The organism is Enterobacter soli (assembly GCF_964208575.1).
Taxonomy (GTDB): domain Bacteria; phylum Pseudomonadota; class Gammaproteobacteria; order Enterobacterales; family Enterobacteriaceae; genus Enterobacter; species Enterobacter soli_A.
In genome coordinates this window covers 17,785-38,832 of record NZ_CAXOFU010000026.1, presented here as the reverse complement: position 1 = coordinate 38,832, position 21,048 = coordinate 17,785, and the positions used below count along the sequence as shown (strand labels likewise).

Here is a 21,048-nt window from a genome sequence, read left to right as displayed (position 1 = left end):
TCTCTGTCACTCTGGTTGCAATAAAGAACGAGGGTGACGGAATGAAAGAGAGTCTGATGAGTGCAGGAATGGTGTTGTTGAGCGTGCTGATTATCGCCAGCTTCCTGAAAATGTATCTTCTTGGCTGATTCAAAACGAAAAAAACCCGCTCAGTGAGCGGGTTTTGAAATTCTTGCTGACGCGTCTGAATTACAGAGCGATTACGTTAGCAGCAGAAGGGCCTTTGGCACCGTTAGTGATTTCAAACTCAACGCGCTGACCTTCAGCCAGGGTTTTGAAACCATTAGTCTGGATTGCAGAGAAGTGTACGAACACGTCTTTGCTGCCATCTTCTGGAGTAATGAAACCGAATCCTTTGGACTCATTAAACCACTTAACGTTACCTTTAATCTTAGACATCAAAATTACCTTTACATTAAAAAACGACACAAATGCTGTGTCGGGTATCAGTACAACAATTGTGGGACGTTTTGTCCAGCGGATCTTTGATAAAAAGTGACAAAAGTCGCGTTAATTTTAGCTGACGCATTTTTATCCTTTATGATTCAAAGGCGGTACGTTTTTTCACCACTACGTAAAGTTTTCTCAGTTAAAACTGAAAACGCATCCACGCAAAGTAAACGTTACCGTTGTTATAAGTTCCTGGAATATAGGTCATCTGGAACGTAGCCGGGCCGTAGCCAATGGAGGCCAGCGGCAACAGCACCGGAATTGGGATATATTTCCAGTTATCGCGCGCGGTTACCCCTGCGGTATAACCCAGGCCAATGTGAAAATTATCGTCCGCCAGCGGTCGCCAGGTCTTCTCCCAACCGTAGCCGCCGATGGGTTCCCACTTGTTGAAGGAGTCTTTAAAGGCCATCAGGTAGAGGCCGTGCCAGTTTCCTTTTTCATCCCAGCGCGACTGACCAAAACCAGCGCCCCAGGGACGCTCGTTGTATTTGTCCGTCTTTTCTTTGTCGTACGCAAAGCGCGCGTGCCAGGTTATTGCCGGGACATAGAGATCGTAATGCTCAGGCTCCTTCCAGGTTTGCGCGACGTTATCCGTAAAAGTTGAGAACCAGCCTTTATCCGTCGCGTTGTCTTCTGCCATAGCCACAGTTGATAACGTTAACTGCGCAAAAATAAACAATAAAATCAAGAAAAACTTATTTCGTACGATCACGATGCAATTACCATTCTTAGTATTAGAGGCAGAGTTTACCATACAATAGTTGAATGAAACCTTAACGGCATCAGCGTTATTCTTAATTAATAAACCCCCTTCTGGGAATATTCTTATTCAGGAAATAACCTGTATGCGTAAATAAGCGCATACAGGTCGTAAAGTTAACGTTTATGTAACAGTTTATAAAGCGCCGGAATAACCAGCATTGACAGCAGCGGAGCCGTTATCATTCCGCCAATCATCGGCGCGGCGATGCGCTGCATCACCTCGGAACCGCTGCCCCCGCCCCACATAATCGGCAGCAGGCCCGCCATAATGGTGGCAACGGTCATCACCTTAGGACGCACCCGCAGCACGGCGCCTTCGTGAATGGCGCGCATTACCATCGCGCTGCCACCGTCAGGATCCTGGCGACGATATTTATCCAGAGCATGGTTTAAATAAAGCACCATAATTACACCGAACTCGGCGGCGACACCCGAAAGCGCGATAAATCCAACCGCCCCGGCAACCGACAGATTATATTCAAGAAACCACAATAGCCATACGCCACCAATAAGCGCGAAGGGTAATGTCCCCATTATTATCAGGACATCTGAAACGCGTTTAAAGGTGAGCCAAAGCAGTATAAATATAATCATTATCGTTACCGGCAACACTAATTTAAGCTTTGCCGTGGCCCGCTCCAGATATTCAAACTGACCGGACCAGGAGAGAGAAACGCCCTGCGGCAGCGCCACGTTCTCCGCGACCCGCTTTTGCATCTCATCCACGGCAGACTTCAGGTCGCGCCCGCGCAAATCAACGTAAATCCAGTTCGAAAGCCGCGCGTTTTCGCTTTTCAGCATTGGAGGCCCCTCGGTCACCACGATGTCCGCCAGCTCCCCCAGCGCCACCTGGCTGCCGTTCGCCGCAACGACAGGCAGCACGCGGAGTTTGTCGACGTTGTCCCGCAGATCGCGCGGATAGCGCAGGTTGATGGGATAGCGCTCGCGCCCCTGAATGACTTCGCCGACGTTATCCCCGCCCACCAGCGTCGAGGCCATGCTTTGCAGTTCATCGACGGAGACGCCGTAGCGCGCCGCCTTTTGCCGGTCGATGCGAATATCCACATATCGCCCGCCCGCCAGCCGCTCGGCAAGCGCGGAGGTGACGCCGGGAACCTGCTTCACCACGTGCTCAATCTGCTGCGCCACCCGCTCGATATCGGCAATATTATTGCCGTTCACCTTAATCCCCACCGGGCTTTTAATCCCGGTCGCCAGCATATCCAGGCGGTTGCGGATGGGCGGCACCCACACGTTGGCAATGCCCGGCACGGACACGGTTTTGTCCAGCTCCTCGACCAGCTTTTGCGGCGTCATGCCCGCCCGCCACTGCTCGCGGGGCTTGAAGTGGATCGTCGTTTCCAGCATGGTCAGCGGCGCCGGATCGGTTGCCGATTCCGCCCTGCCCGCCTTGCCAAACACGCTCTCCACTTCCGGCACGCTTTTAATCAGCCTGTCCGTCTGCTGTAGAAGTCTTGACGCCTCGCGCGCCGAGATCCCCGGCAGCGTTGACGGCATATACAGCAGATCCCCTTCATCCAGCGGCGGCATAAACTCGCTGCCGAGGCGGCTCAGCGGCCAGAGCGTGACGAGTAACAGCCCAAACGCCAGCACCAGCGTGGTTTTCGGAAACGACAGCACCTTATCCAGCAACGGCTCATACAGGCGGATCAGCACCCGGTTAATCGGGTTAGCTTTCTCATCCGGTATCCTGCCGCGAATGAAATACCCCATCAGCACCGGCACCAGCGTGATGCCAAGCCCTGCCGCCACCGCCATCGACCAGGTTTTGGTGAAGGCGAGCGGGGAGAACATTCGACCCTCCTGCGCCTCCAGCGAGAACACCGGAATAAACGACAGGGTAATGATCAGCAGGCTGCAAAACAGCGCCGGGCCAACCTCCACCGCCGCGCGTTCGGCAAGATGCCAGTAGTCTGCCGAAGACGGCGTTTTATCCGGGTGATCGTGCCGCCATTGCTCGAGGACTTTATGCATGTTTTCGATCATCACGATCGCCGCATCCACCATCGCGCCGATGGCGATGGCTATTCCTCCGAGCGACATAATGTTGGCGTTGATGCCCTGATAGTGCATCACCACGAAGGCGCCCAGAATGCCCAGCGGCAGCGAAACAATCGCCACCAGCGCCGAGCGGAAGTGGAATAAAAACAGCGCGCAGACCACCACGACGACCGCAAACTCTTCCAGCAGCTTGTGGGTCAGCGTTTTCACCGAGTCTGCAATCAGCGTTGAGCGGTCGTAGACCGGCACGATCTCCACGCCCTGCGGCAAGGTTTTTTGCAGCTCGCTGAGCCTGGCTTTGACGGCCTTGATGGTCTCCAGCGCGTTTTGCCCGTAGCGCATCACCACCACGCCGCCCGCCACTTCCCCTTCGCCATTCAGCTCGGCCACGCCCCGGCGGATCTCCGGGCCAAAGCCGATGGTCGCCACGTCTTTCAGCAGGACAGGCACCCCGTCCCGGCTGGCGATCACCACGTTGCGGAAATCCTCCAGCGAGCGCAAATAGCCGGTGGTGCGCACCATATATTCCGCCTCGCCCATCTCCAGCAGCGCGCCGCCGCTCTCTTTGTTGGCGGCCTGTACAGCGGCAGAAAGCTGGCTGTGGGTAATATTCAGCGCGCGCATCTTCGCGGGATCGGGGACGATCTGGTACTGGCGTACCATGCCGCCAATGCTGGCGACTTCCGACACGTTCGGCACGCTTTTGAGCTCAAACTTCAGCGTCCAGTCCTGAATGGCGCGCAGATCGGCGAGACTGTGCTTCCCGCTGCGATCGACCAGCGCGTATTCGTAGATCCAGCCCACCCCGGTGGCATCCGGCCCGAGGGACACCTTCACCCCGGCAGGAAACTGCGACTGCACCTGGCTTAAATACTCCAGCACGCGGGAGCGCGCCCAGTACAGATCCGTTCCGTCTTCAAACAGCACGTAGACGTAGGCATCGCCGAACATCGAAAACCCGCGCACCGTTTTTGCCCCGGGCACCGAGAGCATGGAGGTGGTGAGCGGCCAGGTGACCTGATCCTCAATCACCTGCGGCGCTTTACCGGGGTAGCTCGCCTTGACGATAACCTGCACGTCCGATAAATCCGGCAGGGCATCCAGCGGCGCGCGCTGCACCGCCCACCAGCCCCAGCCGGCCATAACTATCGCCGCGAGGATCACCAGCAGCCGGTTGCGCAGTGAAGCACGAATGATGGCGGCAATCATTGGCTCACCTCCGGCATCACGCTGCGCAGGCTCGCCTCGGAGTCGATAAGGAACTGCCCGGAGGTCACCACCTCATCGCCCGCTTTCAGCCCGGAGACGATCTCCGTCCAGCCCTGCGCCGTTATCCCGGTTTTGACGTTCACCGGGCGGAAATAGCCGTCGCCGGTTGCCAGCAGCAGGCGCGTGGAATCGCCGCTGTTGATAACCGCCTCTTCCGGCACGGCGAGCACCGGCGGACGCGGCGCCCCCTGCGCCCGCGACACGTTAAGGTACATGCCCGGCTTGAGTTTCTGTTCGGGGTTGTCGAGCACGATGCGCGCTTTCAGCGTGCGCGTGGTGGTTTCCATCTGCGGCAGCAGCTCGCTGACCGTGCCGTGGAATTGCTCCCCGGGCCAACTCTGGGTGGTGGCGACGATGTCACTGCCCACCCGCAGGGACTGCGCCTGCGTTTGCGGGTAGTCAACCACCAGCCAGACCGGGTCGAGGCTGGCAATCTCAAACAGCGGCGCCGTGGCCGCAATTTGCGCCCCTTCCCGCACGTCCAGCTTGACGACGTACCCGGCCTTCGCCGCCCTGACGGTCAGGGTGGTCTGCGGTTTGCCGCTGCGCTCAAGGGCGCGAATTGCCTCTTCGGGCATAAACTGCAGCGCCAGCCGCTCCCGCGCCGCGCGGGTCAGCCCGGCGTCGCCCAGTTGGCGCACCGCCAGATACTCCTGCTGGGCGGTGGTCCATTGGGGGATCCAGAGCTGCGCCAGCGGCTCGCCCGCCTTGACCTGCTGCTGCGGGGCGCTGGCGTACAGGCGTTTCACCACGCCGTTTGCCGGGGCGGAGACCAGGGTGATGTTGCGCTCGTCCGCGGAGACGGTGGCAAAGGCCGAAAACGGCGATTCCAGCTGGCGCATCTGCGCCTTCGCCGTCTTCATGCCGAGGTTTTGCTGCTGCCGGGTGCTAATAGCCACGCCTGCCGCCGCTTTTTCCTCATCGGCGTAGCGCGGCACCAGCTCCATATCCATGAAAGGAGATTTGCCCGGCTTATCGAAGCGCTGGCCGGGCACCATCGGATCGTACCAGTACAGCACCTTACGCTCCGCGGGCTGTGCCACCGTCGCGTGCTGATGGGACTGTTTCTGCCCGACGAAATAGCCCGCGCCGCCTGCGACCAGAACGGCAACTGCGAGGGCACTCAGGGTTGTTGTTTTCATATTGCCAGCTCCTGTGGGATCAGCCATTGAATGGCCGCCCAGGTTCGCGCCATCTCGCGCTCGGCCTGATTCACCGCCAGTTCCGTATCCAGCACGCTGCGGCGCGCCTCCAGTAATGCAGACAGTTCGGACTGCCCCGAGCGGTACTGCGCGGTCATCACCTCCAGACGCTGGCGCTGCAGCGGCAGCACCTCGTCGCGCTGGCGCTGCCAGAGGGTTTGCGCCGCCTGATACTGCGCCACCAGCGTTTGCACCTGGGCGATGTGCTCGCGCTTGATCAGCGTGAGCTGGTCAACAGCCTGCATCGAGCGGGAGACATCCGCGGCGTAGTCCTTGTCCTGCCGTTTTGACTGGAACAGGGGCAAATCGACGCTGAACATCACGCCCGCCATATCGTCATAGCCTTCGGCGCGATGGGCGTAATAGACTTCGACGTCGACATCGGGAATGGCCGCCACCGCCGACTGGGCGGAGCGGGCCTTTGCGGTATCGGCTTCGCGGCGGGCCGCTTCAACTTCCGGGTGCTGAATAATCCCCTCTTCCAGGGTTTTCTCGTCGGCAGGAAGACGCTGATAGCGCGGGAGCGGCCCGCTGACGTCGGTGATGAACTGCCCGGTCAGCTGGAACAGACGGCTTTGCGCCAGCTGGACATCGCGCTGGGCCAGCGTTTCTTTGTCGCGCATGGCGCTGAGGGTCATTTGCAGCGCCAAAACGCTGTCGGGCGCCGCGCTTCCGGCCCCGACGCTTGCCTTCTGCACGCCGCGCTGGCGCTCGGTTTCGCTCACCAGGGTATGGGCTTTTTTCAGCGCCTGACGGGCTAAGGCCAGTTCGAGCCACGCCTGGGCGGTATCGCGCTGGAGCGCCGCGCGGATGGCCTCGCCTTTTGCCAGCACCCCGCGCGCCTGCGCCTGCAGGGTCTGCGCCTTGCGCTCGCGTTTTTCGGCGCTGACGTAGCTCTGCATGATGCCCACCTTCTGCATGGTCATGCCTTCGCGGGTCATGCGCCGGTCGCTGTTGCCCTGCACCGGCACGTTTTCAATGCCGAACTTGAGCTTCGGGTCGGGGAGCTGGGTGGCGGAATCCGCCATCGCATCCAGCGCCTGCGCTTCGTTGCGGCTGGCGGAAAGCTCTGCGGAGTAGCGCTGGGCTTCGGACAGGGTTTGCTCGAGCGTCCACGGCTCCGCCTGTACGGCGGAGCTGAGCAGCCCAAACAGCACCCCACCGAGCCACAGGCTCAGTGTGTGTTGTTTCATGGTGTCCTCGCTTAGCGCTGCGGCGTCAGCGAGACAATCTGGAAACCATCCCCCGCGCGTTCAAGGATGAACGTGACCTTATCGCCGGGCTTCGCGCCGTTCAGCGCCGCGCCGGAAGCGAGGGTAAAGGGCATCGTCATGGCCGGCCATTTCAGCTCGGGAATGGCGTCGTGCTGAAGCATGACGGATTGAGCGGAGAACGACTGCACAACGCCGTGGCCCTGCCAGCGCTGGGCGGCAGGCGTGGAGATCTCACTGGCCTGAGCGGCAACTGAGGAAAAAGAGAGGGTTGCGCCAAGCAGCGCAGAAAAGAGTAAAGCACGCATGATAAAGCTCCTGTTAATCGTAAATTAAAATGAATTCAACGCATTAACAGGTTTTTATTCCCGGAACCGGCAGAAACGAATCGTTGCCGGCGGCCCCGCGGCGGGAGGGGTGACTGACCATGCAGACTGGCGCACCGGGGTACATTCCGGCACGTTCAGGGTCAGGGTCATGGCGGCAGGAAGCGCCACCACTTGTAGCTGAGAAGGATCTTTTTGCGCCTGATCCGGCACGCAGTGCTTTTTACACAGCGGCGAAACGCCAGCAGTGTGCTGAGGGCCCGGTTTGGCCATCATATCCATATGCTGAATGGACGTGACGCTACCGCGCAGGTCGATATCGCAGTCGTGAGAGGCAACCGCCACCTGACTCTGGATCAGCAGCCAGCCAAAGGCTAACAAAAACATCAGAAGATGTTTTTTGAGAAAGCGCAGGCGATAGGTCCAGCTGGCGTGCATATCGGCGTCATCAGGTTGAAAAAAGTGCTGCTAGTATAGGCAGCGTGAAAAATGAAAGGAAAACGCTTTTAAAGATTTTTACGCTTTTTATCAGTCGCCTGATGAAACACCTCTATGGCATTAACAAATCAGCATCATCCATATGACATATAATAGTGATTCATTCGGTCAATGTTCTTGTGATGCAAATGTCGCGGCCATGGCAAAATATCGTCGTGCTCTCCTTTAGTAGTATTTTTATTGATTTTAATCAGCAATAGCAGGCCATTAATTCGGCACATTTCATGGTCGTTTTTTTATTGATTATTTGTGCTCTCGGGCAGCAAGGAGACAGGGGAAACCATGCTTACGTTTATCGAACTCCTCATCGGGGTCGTCGTCATTGTCGGTGTAGCGCGCTACATCATTAAAGGCTACTCAGCCACCGGGGTGCTGTTCGTCGGCGGCCTGACGCTGCTGATCGTCAGCGCCCTCATGGGCCACAAAGTTCTGCCAGCCAGCGAAACCAGCACCGGCTATACCGCGACCGACATCGTGGAATACGTCAAGATCCTGCTGATGAGCCGCGGCGGCGATCTGGGCATGATGATCATGATGCTCTGCGGGTTTGCGGCCTTTATGACCCACATCGGCGCGAACGATATGGTGGTGAAGCTGGCGTCCAAGCCGTTGAAATTCATCAACTCCCCTTACCTGCTGATGATCGCGGCCTATTTCCTCGCCTGCCTGATGTCATTAGCCGTGTCGTCGGCGACCGGTCTGGGCGTGCTGTTAATGGCCACCCTGTTCCCGATTATGGTGAACGTGGGTATTAGCCGTGGCGCCGCCGCCGCAATTTGCGCCTCTCCGGCCGCCATTATTCTGTCACCAACCTCTGGCGATGTGGTGCTGGCGGCAAAAGCGGCGGAAATGTCGCTGATCGATTTCGCCTTTAAAACCACGCTGCCTATTTCTATTGCCGCCATTATCGCGATGGCGATTGCCCACTTCTTCTGGCAGCGCTACCTCGATAAAAAAGAGAACATCAGCCACGAAATGCTGGACGTGAGCGAAATTACTACCACCGCGCCCGCCTTCTACGCCATTCTGCCGTTCACCCCGATTATTGGCGTGCTGATTTTCGACGGTAAATGGGGCCCGCAGCTGCACATTATTACCATCCTGGTTATCTGTATGCTGCTGGCCGCCCTGCTGGAGTTTGTTCGCGGCTTTAATACCCAGAAAGTGTTCTCGGCGCTGGAAGTGGCCTACCGCGGTATGGCGGATGCCTTCGCGGGCGTGGTGATGCTGCTGGTCGCGGCGGGCGTGTTCGCGCAGGGCCTGAGCACCATCGGCTTTATCCAGAGCCTGATCTCCATCGCCACCTCGTTCGGCTCGGCGAGCATTATCCTGATGCTGGTGCTGGTGGTACTGACCATGCTGGCCGCCATGACTACCGGCTCCGGCAACGCGCCGTTCTACGCCTTCGTGGAGATGATCCCGAAACTGGCGCACTCCTCCGGCATTAACCCGGCCTACCTGTCGATTCCCATGCTCCAGGCCTCTAACCTGGGCCGTACCATTTCTCCGGTTTCCGGCGTGGTGGTAGCCGTCGCCGGGATGGCAAAAATTTCGCCGTTTGAAGTGGTCAAGCGCACCTCCGTTCCCGTTCTCGTTGGCCTGATCGTGGTCATCATCGCTACCGAAGTGCTGGTTCCCGGCACTGCCGTAGGCTAAGCCTCCCCTCACCAAAAAAGCGCCTGCGGGCGCTTTTTGTGCTTTAATAACTCCCAGAAATTATCCGCTTTCAATCATCAGGAATTCAAATGTTCAGGAAGGATATCGCTATTCTGTCTGGGACGATGGCGCTGTGCGTCTTCTCCGCGCAGGCCGAACCGCTTAAGGCAACGCAGTACGGGGATTTCGATCGGTATGTGCTGGCGCTCTCATGGCAGACCGGGTTTTGCCAGAGCATGCACGAACGCAACCGCGACGAGCCGGACGAGTGCCGCCTGCAAAAAGAGAGCAACACCAAAACCGATTTCCTGACCGTTCACGGCCTGTGGCCTGGCCTGCCGAAATCCATCGCCTCGCGCGGGGTGGATGAGCGCCGCTGGATGCGCTTTGGCTGCGCAACCCGCCCGGTGCCGAACATGCCGGAAGCCAAAGCCAGCCGCAAATGTTCTGCCGCTGAGACCGGGCTCTCGCTCTCGGGCGCGGCGAAGCTGAACAGCGTGATGCCGGGCGCGGGCGGTAATTCCTGCCTGGAGCGCTACGAATACGCTAAACACGGGGTCTGTTTTGGCTTCGATCCGGACGCCTATTTCGGCACCATGGTGCGCCTGAACCAGGAAGTGAAAAGCAGCGCGATGGGGGAATTCCTCGCGGCAAATTACGGAAAAACCGTCAGCCGCGGCGCGTTTGATGCCGCCGTTGCCAGAAGTTTTGGCAAGGCGAGCGTGAAGGCCGTCAAGCTGACCTGTAACGGCAACCCGGCCTACCTCACCGAAATGCAGATCTCCCTGAACGCGGCCACCATTAACAACCCGCTTTCTGCCGGATCGTTTGCCCCGCAGCCCCATCCGGGCAGCTGCGGTAAGCAATTTGTCATCGATAAAGTCGGCTACTGACCCGCGCCGGGGCGCACCAGGTCAAACCGGTGTTCGTCGCTGATGGCGTAATAGGCCGTTGGCCCGCCTGCGCGCAGTATCGGGCGGGCTTTGGCGGTCTGGTAAATGCCCTCTTCCAGCAGCGATTCCTGAATATGGATCCCCACCACTTCCCCCAGCACCAGCCAGGTGTCGACAGGCGTACCGTCCGCTCCCGTCAGCTGAATACACTGGGATAAGCGGCATTCGAAGTTGACCGGGCTTTCCGCCACCCGCGGCGCGTTCACCAGCCTGCTCGCGGCGGGCGTGAGTCCGGCAAAGGCAAATTCATCCTCGCCGTGGGGCAGCATCGCCGACGTCTGGTTCATCGCTTCAGCCAGATCGAAGGTCGCCAGGTTCCAGACAAACTCGCGCGTTTCGGCAATATTACGCACGCTGTCTTTCCAGCCGTTGCTGGAAAATCCAATGATCGGCGGGCGATAGTTGAAGCAGTTAAAGAAGCTATAGGGCGCCAGATTCGGGCGGCCCTCGCTGTTGCAGGAGGCGATCCAGCCAATCGGCCGCGGGCCCACGATAGCGTTCAGCGGGTCATGCGGCAGGCCGTGCCCCTGGGAAGGTTCGTAAAAGTACATAGTTTTCTCGGGTAGATGGGTCTGAGACGAAATGCGCTTCGCTCATCGCCCTGAAACAGAAGGATCAGCGTAGCGCATTTCGTTGAGGATCAGGACTGAATAAATTTCAGCAGAACTTCATCGTTCTGCCGTTTGTGCGGAGTGCCGATCCCGCCGGAGCCGCCTGCAACGCTGCGTCGACAAGGGCGCTTAAAAAGCATAATGCAAATCGGCGGGGGATCGCGTTTTTCGCTAAAAATTCATATGACCGATGAATGTGACTTTCATCACTTCAAACTTGGCGGCTCAGCCAGTATCATCGGGAGAGTTAAACCCTCGCTGCCAGACGGCGAGGGTTTTCTTTTGGATTGGTTTCTGCGTGACACGCAGCGTTAACGACATGGAGTAAAAATGTCCAGACCCACAATTATCATCAATGAACTCGACGCAGAACGTATCGACCGTCTTCTGGAGAAGCCAGAATTTGCCGCGCTGCCGATTGCCGACGCGCTGAACGCCGAGCTGGATCGGGCGCAGATGTGCACCCCGGAATCGATGCCTCACGACGTGGTGACGATGAACAGCCAGGTGAAATTCCGCGACCTGACAACGGGCGAAGAGCGCACCCGCACGCTGGTGTATCCGGCGCAGATGACCGACAGCAGCGCGCAGCTTTCCGTGCTGGCACCCGTAGGAGCGGCGCTGATCGGCCTGCGCACCGGCGACACCATTCACTGGGAACTGCCGGGCGGTACGTCGACGCACCTGGAAGTTCTCGAACTGCTCTATCAGCCTGAAGCGGCCGGCGATTATCTTCGTTAAGCCCTTCTGAACAAGCGCTCACCCGCCTTGCCCGGAGGATGCTCTCGCATCCTCTTTCCGAAATTCACCCAATCTTCCTATATCGTCCAAAATCCCCTTAATCCAGGCTTAATCTGTTTTGGTGCCGTGGGGACGGTCATGGGTGAGATACTGGTTATCACACTGGTTTTTCTCTGTTTTTTGGCAATTATTGTCACGGCAGTGCTTTATCTGGAACGTCACTGGTAAGCGACCGCGATCACACAACGCCCCCCGGCAGCCGGTTCACCAGCCCCGTAACCCGCTCCTGCGCCGCCTCCGGCGTTGCAGCTCCGGGCACCAGAATAACCTTGCGACACTCCTCTTCGCGTTTTTCGAAAATCTTGTAGGCACGCTCGGCATCGTCAAGCGGCAGATAGTGCGTGACGATCTCCTCGGGCGTGAGCAGCCCTTTTTCAATCAGCGGGAGCAGCTCCCCCAGCCAGGCGTGGACATGGGTCTGCCCCATTTTGAAGCTGAGCCCTTTGTCGAACGCATCGCCAAACAGAAAACCGTGGATAAATCCGGCATAGACGCCCGGCACGCTTACCACGCCCCCGCGGCGTACCGCAGCGATGCACTGGCGCAGGGCTTTGCCGCTGCTGCCCTCGATTTTGAGATTGCTGAGGATGGTTTCGGTGGTGCTGCCCTTCGCTTCAAACCCCACGGCATCAATCACCGCATCCACGCCGCGCTGCCCGGCGGTTTGCTCAATGATTTTTTCCGCCGCGTCGTTATCGTCATCAAAATTCACCGGGATGGCGCCGTACCGCTCGCGGGCAAAGCGCAGCCGGTACGGATGGTGATCGACGACGAAAATCTGTTCGGCGCCCAGCAGGCGGGCGCAGGCGATGGTCAGCAAGCCCACCGGCCCGGCGCCGTAAACCGCGACGCTGGAGCCTTTTTCAATCTGGGCGTTTTTCGCCGCCTGCCAGGCGGTGGGCAGTATGTCGGACAGGAAAAGCGCTTTATCATCCGACAGCAGCGGCGGAACCTTAAACGGCCCGACGTTGCCTTTCGGCACGCGAACGTACTCCGCCTGCCCGCCCGGCACCCCGCCGTAGAGATGGCTATAGCCGAACAGCGCCGCCGGGGCGGGAATTTGCTTCTTGTTTAGCGCCGCGCCCTGCCCGGCGTTGGTCTTTTCGCACGCGGCGTACTGATGCATCTGGCAGAAAAAGCAGTCGCCGCAGGCAATCACAAACGGGATCACCACCCGGTCGCCCTTCTGCACGTTTTTCACCTCCCGGCCGCACTCCACCACTTCCCCCATAAACTCGTGGCCGAAAATATCCCCGTGCTCGACCTTGGGGATCTTCCCGCGATAGAGGTGCAGGTCGGAGCCGCAGATCGCCGTGGCCGTGACGCGCAGGATGATATCGTCGGGTTGTTCAATGCAGGGATCGGGAACGTTATCCACCCGGACGTGGTGTGGACCGTGGTACGTCAGTGCCTTCATGCAGCCTCCGAACAGAAGTGAGCGAGCTTTTACAAAGGGTAGCTAGCTCAGGAGATCTGCTGAAAAATTAAGCTGTTTTAAGATTTATCCTGGCGATATTTAAAATTGCCATACCGCTTACAGAAACCGCTAATATTTTGTGTTTGAATGGATTTAGCGTTGATAAACAAGGAGAAACGGGTATGTATAAGACAATCATTATGCCAGTTGATGTTTTTGAGATGGAACTGAGTGATAAAGCCGTTCGTCATGCGGAATTCCTGGCGCAGCAGGACGGGGTTATCCATCTTCTGCACGTGTTGCCCGGCTCTGCCAGCCTGAGCCTGCACCGCTTCGCCGCCGACGTGCGCCGTTTTGAAGAGCATCTGCAGCACGAAGCGGAAACGCGCCTGCAAACGATGGTCAGCCATTTCAGCATTGACCCTGCACGCATCAAAACCCACGTCAGATTCGGCAGCGTCCGCGATGCGGTTAACGAGCTGGCGAGCGAGCTACGGGCCGATGTGGTGGTGATTGGTTCACGCAATCCGTCGATCACCACGCACCTGCTGGGCTCTAACGCCTCCAGCGTCATCCGCCACACCCACATTCCGGTGATGGTCGTCAGATAAAAAAAAGGCCACCTTTCGGTGGCCTCTTGCTATTGCAGGTGTGGTCTTACTTTCTTTTATTATGCTGTTTTCGTACGGATCAGATAGTCAAAGGAGCTCAGCGACGCTTTCGCGCCTTCGCCGGTCGCAATGATGATCTGCTTGTACGGAACGGTGGTGCAGTCGCCCGCGGCAAATACGCCCTTCACGCTGGTTTCGCACTTCGCGTCGATGATGATTTCGCCCATGCGGTTGCGCTCAATCGCGCCTTCCAGCCAGGTGGTGTTCGGCAGCAGACCAATCTGGACGAAGATGCCGGACAGCGCCACGCTGTGAACGTCGCCGCTCACGCGGTCGCGGTATTCCAGTCCGGTCACTTTGCTGCCGTCGCCTTTCACTTCGGTGGTCTGCGCGTTCAGCACGATATCCACGTTTTTCAGGCTGCGCACTTTGTCCTGCAGCACCTGATCCGCTTTCATTTCTGGTGCGAATTCCAGCAGCGTAACGTGTTCAACGATACCCGCCAGGTCGATTGCCGCTTCCACGCCGGAGTTACCGCCGCCGATCACCGCTACGCGCTTGCCTTTGAACAGCGGGCCGTCGCAGTGCGGGCAGTAGGTTACGCCTTTGGTGCGATACTGATCTTCGCCCGGCACGTTCATGTTGCGCCACTTCGCGCCGGTCGCAATGATGATGCTGCGTGCTTTCAGCACCGCGCCGGACGCGGTTTCAATCTGGTGTAAGCCGCCTTCAACCGCCGCCGGAACCAGCTTGCTGGCACTCTGGCTGTCGATCACGTCCACATCGTAATCGCTGACGTGGGCTTTCAGGGCGCCCGCCAGTTTCTGGCCTTCGGTTTTCGGCACGGAGATGTAGTTTTCGATATCCACGGTATCCAGCACCTGACCACCGAAACGCTCGCCCATCAGGCCGGTACGGATACCTTTACGCGCAGAGTAGACCGCCGCCGCCGCACCCGCCGGGCCGGAACCGACAATCAGAACATCGTATGCGTCGCGCTTGTTCAGCTCTTCCGCCGCGCGTTTTTCCGCGCCGGTATCCACTTTCGCAACGATTTCCGTCAGGGTCATACGGCCCTGGCCGAACTCTTTGCCGTTCATAAAGACCGCCGGCACGCCCATCACGTTGCGATCGGTAATTTCGTTCTGGAACGTACCGCCGTCGATTGCCGTGTGTTTGATGCGCGGGTTAAGCACCGACATCAGGTTCAGCGCCTGCACCACGTCCGGGCAGTTGTGGCAGGAGAGTGAGTAGTAGGTTTCAAACTCAAAATCACCGTCGATATCGCGGATCTGCTCCAGCAGCGCCTGCGCTTCTTTTGACGGATGACCACCGGTCCACAGCAGCGCCAGAACCAGTGAAGTAAATTCGTGACCCAGCGGGGAACCAGCAAAGCGCGGGCCCTGAGTGGAGCCTGGGTTAGTAATCAGGAAAGACGGCGTGCGCACCGGCAGGCTGTTGTCTTCTTTGAAGGTCACTTTTGGTGACAGTTCGGCGATGTCCGCCAGCAGTCCTTTGATTTCTGCCGATTTAGCGCTGTCGTCCAGCGTGGCAATCAGCTCAACAGGCTTAGTCAGTTTCTCAAGGTACGCCTTGAGCTGGGTTTTCATATTGGTGTCGAGCATTATTCTTCCCTCTTTAAAAACGTCATCATGCAAGCTGCCTTGATCGGGCGGCCTGAATGCAACTTGCATCATGGAGTTAGATGAAATGGGCGCGGGGCGCGCCCATTGAGATAAATTAATTTCCTAAGTATTTCGCGCCAGAGCAAGGCGGCTAGCCTGGGAATCCCCGGGAGCTTACACCAGTAAGTGACCGGGGTGAGCAGGCGACGCCAACGCAGCTATGGCGTGAAAAACGACGGAAATTTAGATTTTGCCGACCAGGTCCAGGGAAGGAGCCAGCGTCGCTTCGCCTTCTTTCCATTTCGCCGGGCACACTTCGCCTGGGTGAGAAGCAACATACTGAGCCGCTTTCACTTTACGCAGCAGGTCAGATGCATCGCGGCCGATACCTTCAGCGGTAACCTCGATAGCCTGGATAATACCCTGCGGGTCAACAACGAAGGTTGCACGATCTGCCAGGCCTTCATCTTCACGCATGTTGTCGAAGTTACGGGTCAGGGCGCCAGTCGGGTCACCGATCATCGCGTATTTGATTTTCGCGATGGTTTCAGAGCTGCCGTGCCATGCTTTGTGGGTGAAGTGGGTGTCTGTAGACACAGAGTAAACGTCCACGCCCAGTTTCTGCAGTTCTTCGTAATGGTCTGCAACGTCGCCCAGTTCAGTCGGGCATACGAAGGTGAAGTCAGCCGGGTAGAAGAAGAATACGCTCCAGCGGCCTTCGGTATCTTTCTCGGTAACTTCTACGAATTCACCGTTTTTGAACGCCTGGTTTTTAAAAGGTTTAATTTTGGTATTAATTAAGGACATCTGTATTTTCTCCGTTTTCTCGTTGGGTTGTAAGGTATCTAACTTTTTCAGATTCGGCTAATGCGTTTGCTTTATCAAATCAATCAGCCATACCTTACAAACTCAACAAAGTGCCATTGTGATGCTTAACCCGGTCAGCTCCGTAAGTAAAAAGGCCGCCTCGATGGGCGGCCCTGATACCTGAACTTCCCATAGGTACATTCAGTGCCAGTCTTCACTGACGTTGCGTTGCGCTCTATAACCTTTTTCAAAGTCATAACAGCGGTTCGATTACAGCATCCCCGCCCTCCTCAGGCACGGCGTTCTTGTCTATGTCTGTGATAGGTTTTGCCGAACAACAACAATTTGCCCTGACTGATTCTCAATACGACTACGCAAATACATTCATATATAAAATGATTATCAACGCCTCACGCCCGTATTTATGGGCCCGGTATTAATTTAATGCAGTAATGAGTCGCGTCACATATATAAATGAGAGATGTTTTTCAACGAATGTCGTCACTCTTAATGGATAAAATTATCTTAATGTCTCATGAAGTTTGGTTTCATTAATTTGACATCATGATATATTAAGCGGACATTCAAAGTGAATTAAGTAAGTTAACCCAAAGGATTGTAAATGGTTGGCTTCAATCTATAGTTATCAGTGATGTGATAACGACCGCAAAACATGGCTTACTCAGGATGAACTATGGCAAACCTCTACGACCTCAAAAATTTGATCTCAATCTGCTGGTCATTTTTGAATGCATTTATCAGCATCTCAGCATCAGTAAAGCGGCCGAAACGCTGTACATTACGCCATCTGCGGTTAGCCAGTCATTGCAACGCCTGCGTAGCCAGCTTGAAGATCCTCTGTTTATTCGTTCCGGAAAAGGGATCACCCCGACCACGGTCGGCACGAACCTGCACCTCCATCTTGAGCAGAATCTTAATCAGATAGAACAGACTATCAACATCATGCACGGCTCCAGCCTCAAGAAAAACTTCATCATCTACTGCCCGCAGATCGTGATCCCCGGGCGGTTGATTGAGCCGCTGCATCTGCTGTTCTCTGAAAATAACTACGAAGTAGAACAACACGATATGCTGCTCTCCCCGGAAACGGCAGAAGACCTGCTTGCGTACCGCAAAGCCGATCTGGCCTTTACGATGGCTCCCCTGAGCAACCGCTCGATTGTCTGCACGCGCTTCACCCAGTTTTCCGTGGTGTTGGTGGCCAGCAATAAACATCCGCGCCTGAAGGACTCGGTCACCGAAGACGAGTTGCGCAATGAGAAATTCACCTTTTTGAACAGCACGGAGGCGGGCGTAAAAGAGTTCCGGGCCCAGATTGAAACCGTTTTTGCTGAAAGGAATATTGCTTTTCGCAGCGACTCGTATATTTCCATCCTTAACGTCATCAGCACGTCAGAATTAATTGGCTATGTTCCCGAACCTATTTTCGAGAATTATAAAGACCTGCTGAATTTGAAAAAAGTCGAGATTCCGTTTGAGCTTCCTAAGCCGGAAGTTTTTATGCTGTACAATCGCGCCGCGCTGAACAGCAATATCTTCACGCAGTTTATTGAGCGGATCAAAACAGATTAACCATTCTCATATCGCCCGGTAAATCACCGGGCGATATGATTAACAGACTCAACCCGCCAGCTATATAAGGAGTATTACAGAATCGTTTACCCGTTGGCTGGTAGAGTTAGGCTGGCGAAGCGTACTCGACATTAATGACTCAGGGAGAGATTAGCTATGTCGATTTATAAATACCCGTTATCTCAAAACGTTCTTGAGGCCGCACAGGAACGCATTGAATGGACCCTTAATAATTTATCACAGGTCTGCGTCTCTTTTTCCGGCGGCAAAGATTCCACCATCATGCTGCACCTCACGGCGCAAACGGCGCGGGCGCTGAAGAAAAAAATCAGCGTGCTGTTTATTGACTGGGAAGCGCAATTTTCCTGCACCATCGAGCACGTTGAGAACATGCGCGAACTCTATCAGGACGTCATAGAACGCTTCTACTGGGTTGCCCTGCCGCTCACCACGCAAAACTCCCTGTCGCAGTTCCAGCCCGAATGGCAGTGCTGGGAGCCGGGCACCCGCTGGGTTCGCCAGCCGCCCGCCGATGCCATTACCGACCCAGAGTATTTTGATTTTTACCAGCCGGGCATGACCTTCGAAGCCTTCGTGCGAACGTTTTCCGCCTGGTTTGCCCAGCGGCGCCCCGCCGCGGTGATGGTGGGCATCCGCGCCGACGAGTCCTACAACCGCTTTCTCACCATCGCCAACGCGCGCAAACAGCGCTTTGCCGACGATAAACCCTGGACCACGGTCGCCCCCGGCGGTCACGCCTGGTACGTCTACCCGCTCTACGACTGGAAAACCGCGGACATCTGGACCTGGTTTGCCAAATCAGGCTGCTGCTACAACACCCTGTACGACCTGATGTACCAGTCCGGCGTTCCGCCGCGCTATATGCGCATTTGTGAACCCTTTGGCCCGGAGCAACGCCAGGGGCTATGGCTTTATCACGTCCTTGAGCCGGAAAGATGGGCGGCGATGTGTGAACGCGTCAGCGGCGTGCGAAGCGGCGGAATATACGCCGGACAGGACAATCACTTTTACGGTCACCGGAAAATCCTCAAGCCGGATCATTTATGCTGGAAGCAGTACGCCATGCTCCTGCTCGACAGTATGCCGCACACGACTGCCGAGCATTACCGCAATAAAATTGCGATTTATCTGCACTGGTATCAAAAGAAAGGGATGGACGATATTCCCGACACGCAGGAAGGCGATATTGGCTCAAAAGATATTCCGTCGTGGCGTCGCATCTGCAAGGTGCTATTGAATAACGATTTCTGGTGCAGGGCGCTATCATTCAGCCCAAATAAGCCGAAAAACTATCAGCAATACAGCGCCAGAATAAAATCGAAACGCAAGGAGTGGGGGATTTTATGCAACAACGATTAATTAAAGAGATGGAGAGCTATTTGCAGTCGCTGTCGGAAAGCGAGCGCATTGACGCCATCAACACCTTTCGCCAGGCGATCCATAAAATGAGCCCGTTTCGCGAGCAGCCCATCGACTGCGTGCTGTGGGTAAAACAGGATGATATTTCCGCCAACGATTACAACCCCAATAACGTTGCGCCACCGGAAAAACGCCTGCTCAGCCAGTCGCTGGAAATAGACGGCTTCACGCAGCCAATTGTGGTGACGGAAGACGCGCCGCAGCACTTCGAAATCGTCGACGGCTTCCACCGCCACGAGATCGGCAAAAACCGCGCGGCGCTCAGGCGCCAGCTCAAAGGCTATCTGCCGGTCACCTGCCTGCGCAAGGAGCGTCGGGAGAAATATGACCGCATGGCGGCGACCATCCGCCACAACCGCGCCCGCGGGCGGCACCAGATCAACGCCATGTCGGACATCGTGCGCGAACTCTCTTTACTGGGCTGGAGCGACGAGAAGATCGGCAAAGAGCTGGGGATGGACGGCGACGAAGTGCTGCGACTGAAGCAAATCAACGGCCTGCTGGAGATGTTTGCAGACCGTCGCTACTCGGAAGCCTGGACGGTGAAATAATCAGAGCGCGTTAAGACGCTCGGCCGCCGCCAGCAGCGTCGATTCCTGCTTCGCAAAGCACAGGCGAATCAGCTTATGCGGGAAGGGATCGGCGCAAAAAACCGACAGCGGAATGGCGGCTACGCCCGCCTCTTTGGTCAGCCACTGGCAGAAACTCACGTCATCCAGGTCTGAAATGGCGCTGTAATCCGCCAGCAGGAAGTAGGTGCCTTCGCTCGGCAAGATCTCCAGGCGGCTGGCGCTCAGCGCATTCACAAACAGGTCGCGGCGCGCGCGGTAAAATTCAGGCAGCTCGCGGTAATGCTCCGGCTCGGCGCGGAGCATATCAGCCAGCGCAAGCTGGGCGGGCGTGTTCACGGCAAAGGTCAGATACTGATGCACCTTGCGCAGCTCGGCGCTGATGGCCGCCGGCGCCACGCAGTACCCCACTTTCCAGCCGGTCATATGGTAGGTCTTACCAAACGACGAAACCGCAATCGCCCGCTCGCGCAGCTCGGGATGGGCCAGCACGCTGGCGTGCCCCTCGGCGGCAAAGCAGATGTGCTCGTACACTTCATCGCTCAGCACGTAGATTTCACGTTCGGCAATCGCCTGCCACAGAGCGGCGAAATCCGCTTTCTGCCACACGGTCGCCGACGGGTTGTGCGGAGTATTCAGGATCACCAGCCGGGTTTTATCGCTCAGCAGCGAGGCGAAAGCCTGCCAGTCCGGACGAAAATGCGGAGGCTGTAGCGCCACGCGCTTCACCACGCCGCCGGAAAGCGCGACCGCAGGGGCGTAGCTGTCGTAGCTCGGGTCGAAGCAAATCACCTCGTCGCCGGTGCGCACCAGGGCGGTAATGGCGGCATACAGCGCCTCGGTTGCCCCCGCCGTCACGGTGACGTCGGTGTTGGCATCCGGCCTGTAGCCGTACAGCTCAGCGGTTTTATCGGCGATGGCGTCGCGCAGCGCCTGCGCGCCCGTCATCGCCGCATACTGGTTTGCGCCCTGCGCCACGTGATGCGCCAGACGCGCCTGTAAATAGGCCGGGCCGTCAAAATCCGGGAAGCCCTGGGAGAGGTTAATGGCGTTATGCTGCTGCGCCAGGGCGCTCATCTGGGTAAAGATCGTGGTACCGAGACTGGGGAGTTTACTCTTCGGAATCAACGGGTTATTGCTCATTGTGTCGTGCCTGCTTGTAATACTTATGTTGCTGCCACTATAACACGATGTTAGTCTTTGGCAATCAAGACGCTTAGAC

19 protein-coding genes and 1 pseudogene are annotated in these 21,048 nt (G+C 56.9%); 8 read left to right on the top strand and 12 right to left on the bottom strand.

Annotated elements, in window-relative coordinates:
• Window positions 1–189 precede the first annotated feature (189 nt).
• From cspE to AB6V08_RS20730, 7 genes are all read right to left on the bottom strand, one after another.
• Entirely contained in the window at window positions 190–399 is a 210-nt protein-coding gene (cspE, locus tag AB6V08_RS20760) for a transcription antiterminator/RNA stability regulator CspE (protein WP_000034825.1), read from the bottom strand.
• A 190-nt stretch (window positions 400–589) separates the two neighbouring features.
• Complete coding sequence (pagP, locus tag AB6V08_RS20755; protein ID WP_439649905.1) at window positions 590–1,207, bottom strand: lipid IV(A) palmitoyltransferase PagP; 618 nt, start codon at window positions 1,205–1,207, stop codon at window positions 590–592.
• A gap of 122 nt (window positions 1,208–1,329) precedes the next feature.
• Window positions 1,330–4,446, bottom strand: a complete 3,117-nt coding sequence (locus AB6V08_RS20750) for an efflux RND transporter permease subunit (RefSeq protein ID WP_368544695.1) — start codon at window positions 4,444–4,446, stop codon at window positions 1,330–1,332.
• Entirely contained in the window at window positions 4,443–5,648 is a 1,206-nt protein-coding gene (locus AB6V08_RS20745) for an efflux RND transporter periplasmic adaptor subunit (RefSeq protein ID WP_368544694.1), read from the bottom strand. Before AB6V08_RS20745 ends, AB6V08_RS20750 begins: the two co-directional genes overlap by 4 nt.
• Window positions 5,645–6,901: a TolC family protein gene (locus tag AB6V08_RS20740; RefSeq protein WP_368544693.1), complete on the bottom strand. Its 1,257-nt coding sequence runs from the start codon at window positions 6,899–6,901 to the stop codon at window positions 5,645–5,647. The genes AB6V08_RS20745 and AB6V08_RS20740 overlap by 4 nt, the downstream gene beginning before the upstream one ends.
• A gap of 11 nt (window positions 6,902–6,912) precedes the next feature.
• On the bottom strand, window positions 6,913–7,227 hold the full coding sequence (locus AB6V08_RS20735) for a copper-binding protein (protein ID WP_368544692.1): 315 nt from the start codon (window positions 7,225–7,227) through the stop codon (window positions 6,913–6,915).
• Between the two features lie 54 nt (window positions 7,228–7,281).
• Window positions 7,282–7,683 (bottom strand): hypothetical protein, encoded by a 402-nt coding sequence (locus tag AB6V08_RS20730; protein WP_368544691.1) that lies wholly within the window; start codon window positions 7,681–7,683, stop codon window positions 7,282–7,284.
• 342 nt (window positions 7,684–8,025) lie between these two features.
• On the opposite strand from AB6V08_RS20730, the gene dcuC reads away from it, so the two are divergent.
• Complete coding sequence (gene dcuC, locus AB6V08_RS20725; protein ID WP_368544690.1) at window positions 8,026–9,399, top strand: anaerobic C4-dicarboxylate transporter DcuC; 1,374 nt, start codon at window positions 8,026–8,028, stop codon at window positions 9,397–9,399.
• Between the two features lie 89 nt (window positions 9,400–9,488).
• Entirely contained in the window at window positions 9,489–10,292 is an 804-nt protein-coding gene (rna, locus tag AB6V08_RS20720) for a ribonuclease I (RefSeq protein WP_368544689.1), read from the top strand.
• Here the strand turns inward: rna and AB6V08_RS20715 are convergent.
• A complete protein-coding gene (locus tag AB6V08_RS20715; RefSeq protein WP_368544688.1) occupies window positions 10,286–10,903 on the bottom strand; it encodes a flavin reductase family protein in 618 nt (205 codons plus the stop codon). The genes rna and AB6V08_RS20715 overlap by 7 nt on opposite strands.
• A 390-nt stretch (window positions 10,904–11,293) precedes the next feature.
• Between AB6V08_RS20715 and rnk the strand changes: the two genes are divergently transcribed.
• Complete coding sequence (rnk, locus tag AB6V08_RS20710) at window positions 11,294–11,704, top strand: nucleoside diphosphate kinase regulator (protein WP_368544687.1); 411 nt, start codon at window positions 11,294–11,296, stop codon at window positions 11,702–11,704.
• A 138-nt stretch (window positions 11,705–11,842) separates the two neighbouring features.
• Window positions 11,843–11,932 (top strand): small membrane protein YldA, encoded by a 90-nt coding sequence (yldA, locus tag AB6V08_RS20705; protein WP_368544686.1) that lies wholly within the window; start codon window positions 11,843–11,845, stop codon window positions 11,930–11,932.
• Between the two features lie 10 nt (window positions 11,933–11,942).
• Here yldA and AB6V08_RS20700 read toward each other — a convergent pair whose 3' ends face one another.
• Entirely contained in the window at window positions 11,943–13,181 is a 1,239-nt protein-coding gene (locus AB6V08_RS20700) for a zinc-dependent alcohol dehydrogenase (RefSeq protein WP_368544685.1), read from the bottom strand.
• Window positions 13,182–13,363: 182 nt separating this feature from the next.
• Between AB6V08_RS20700 and uspG the strand changes: the two genes are divergently transcribed.
• Entirely contained in the window at window positions 13,364–13,792 is a 429-nt protein-coding gene (gene uspG / locus AB6V08_RS20695; protein ID WP_368544684.1) for a universal stress protein UspG, read from the top strand.
• Window positions 13,793–13,851: 59 nt separating this feature from the next.
• Here uspG and ahpF read toward each other — a convergent pair whose 3' ends face one another.
• Together ahpF and ahpC are read right to left on the bottom strand one after the other, a co-directional pair.
• Window positions 13,852–15,417 (bottom strand): alkyl hydroperoxide reductase subunit F, encoded by a 1,566-nt coding sequence (gene ahpF, locus AB6V08_RS20690; RefSeq protein ID WP_368544683.1) that lies wholly within the window; start codon window positions 15,415–15,417, stop codon window positions 13,852–13,854.
• A gap of 243 nt (window positions 15,418–15,660) precedes the next feature.
• On the bottom strand, window positions 15,661–16,224 hold the full coding sequence (gene ahpC, locus AB6V08_RS20685) for an alkyl hydroperoxide reductase subunit C (RefSeq protein WP_182919577.1): 564 nt from the start codon (window positions 16,222–16,224) through the stop codon (window positions 15,661–15,663).
• 694 nt (window positions 16,225–16,918) lie between these two features.
• Between ahpC and citR the strand changes: the two are divergent.
• From citR to AB6V08_RS20670, 3 genes and pseudogenes are all read left to right on the top strand, one after another.
• Window positions 16,919–17,817 (top strand): annotated as a pseudogene (gene citR, locus AB6V08_RS20680) (DNA-binding transcriptional repressor CitR).
• 156 nt (window positions 17,818–17,973) lie between these two features.
• Window positions 17,974–19,197 carry a phosphoadenosine phosphosulfate reductase gene (locus tag AB6V08_RS20675; protein ID WP_368544682.1) on the top strand — a complete coding sequence of 408 codons (1,224 nt, stop codon included), beginning with the start codon at window positions 17,974–17,976 and terminating at the stop codon, window positions 19,195–19,197.
• Window positions 19,182–19,808, top strand: coding sequence for an IbrB-like domain-containing protein (locus AB6V08_RS20670; protein ID WP_368544681.1), 627 nt, complete (start codon window positions 19,182–19,184; stop codon window positions 19,806–19,808). Before AB6V08_RS20675 ends, AB6V08_RS20670 begins: the two co-directional genes overlap by 16 nt.
• Here the strand turns inward: AB6V08_RS20670 and AB6V08_RS20665 are convergent, their stop codons facing one another.
• Entirely contained in the window at window positions 19,809–20,969 is a 1,161-nt protein-coding gene (locus AB6V08_RS20665; protein ID WP_368544680.1) for a pyridoxal phosphate-dependent aminotransferase, read from the bottom strand.
• Window positions 20,970–21,048: the final 79 nt, after the last annotated feature.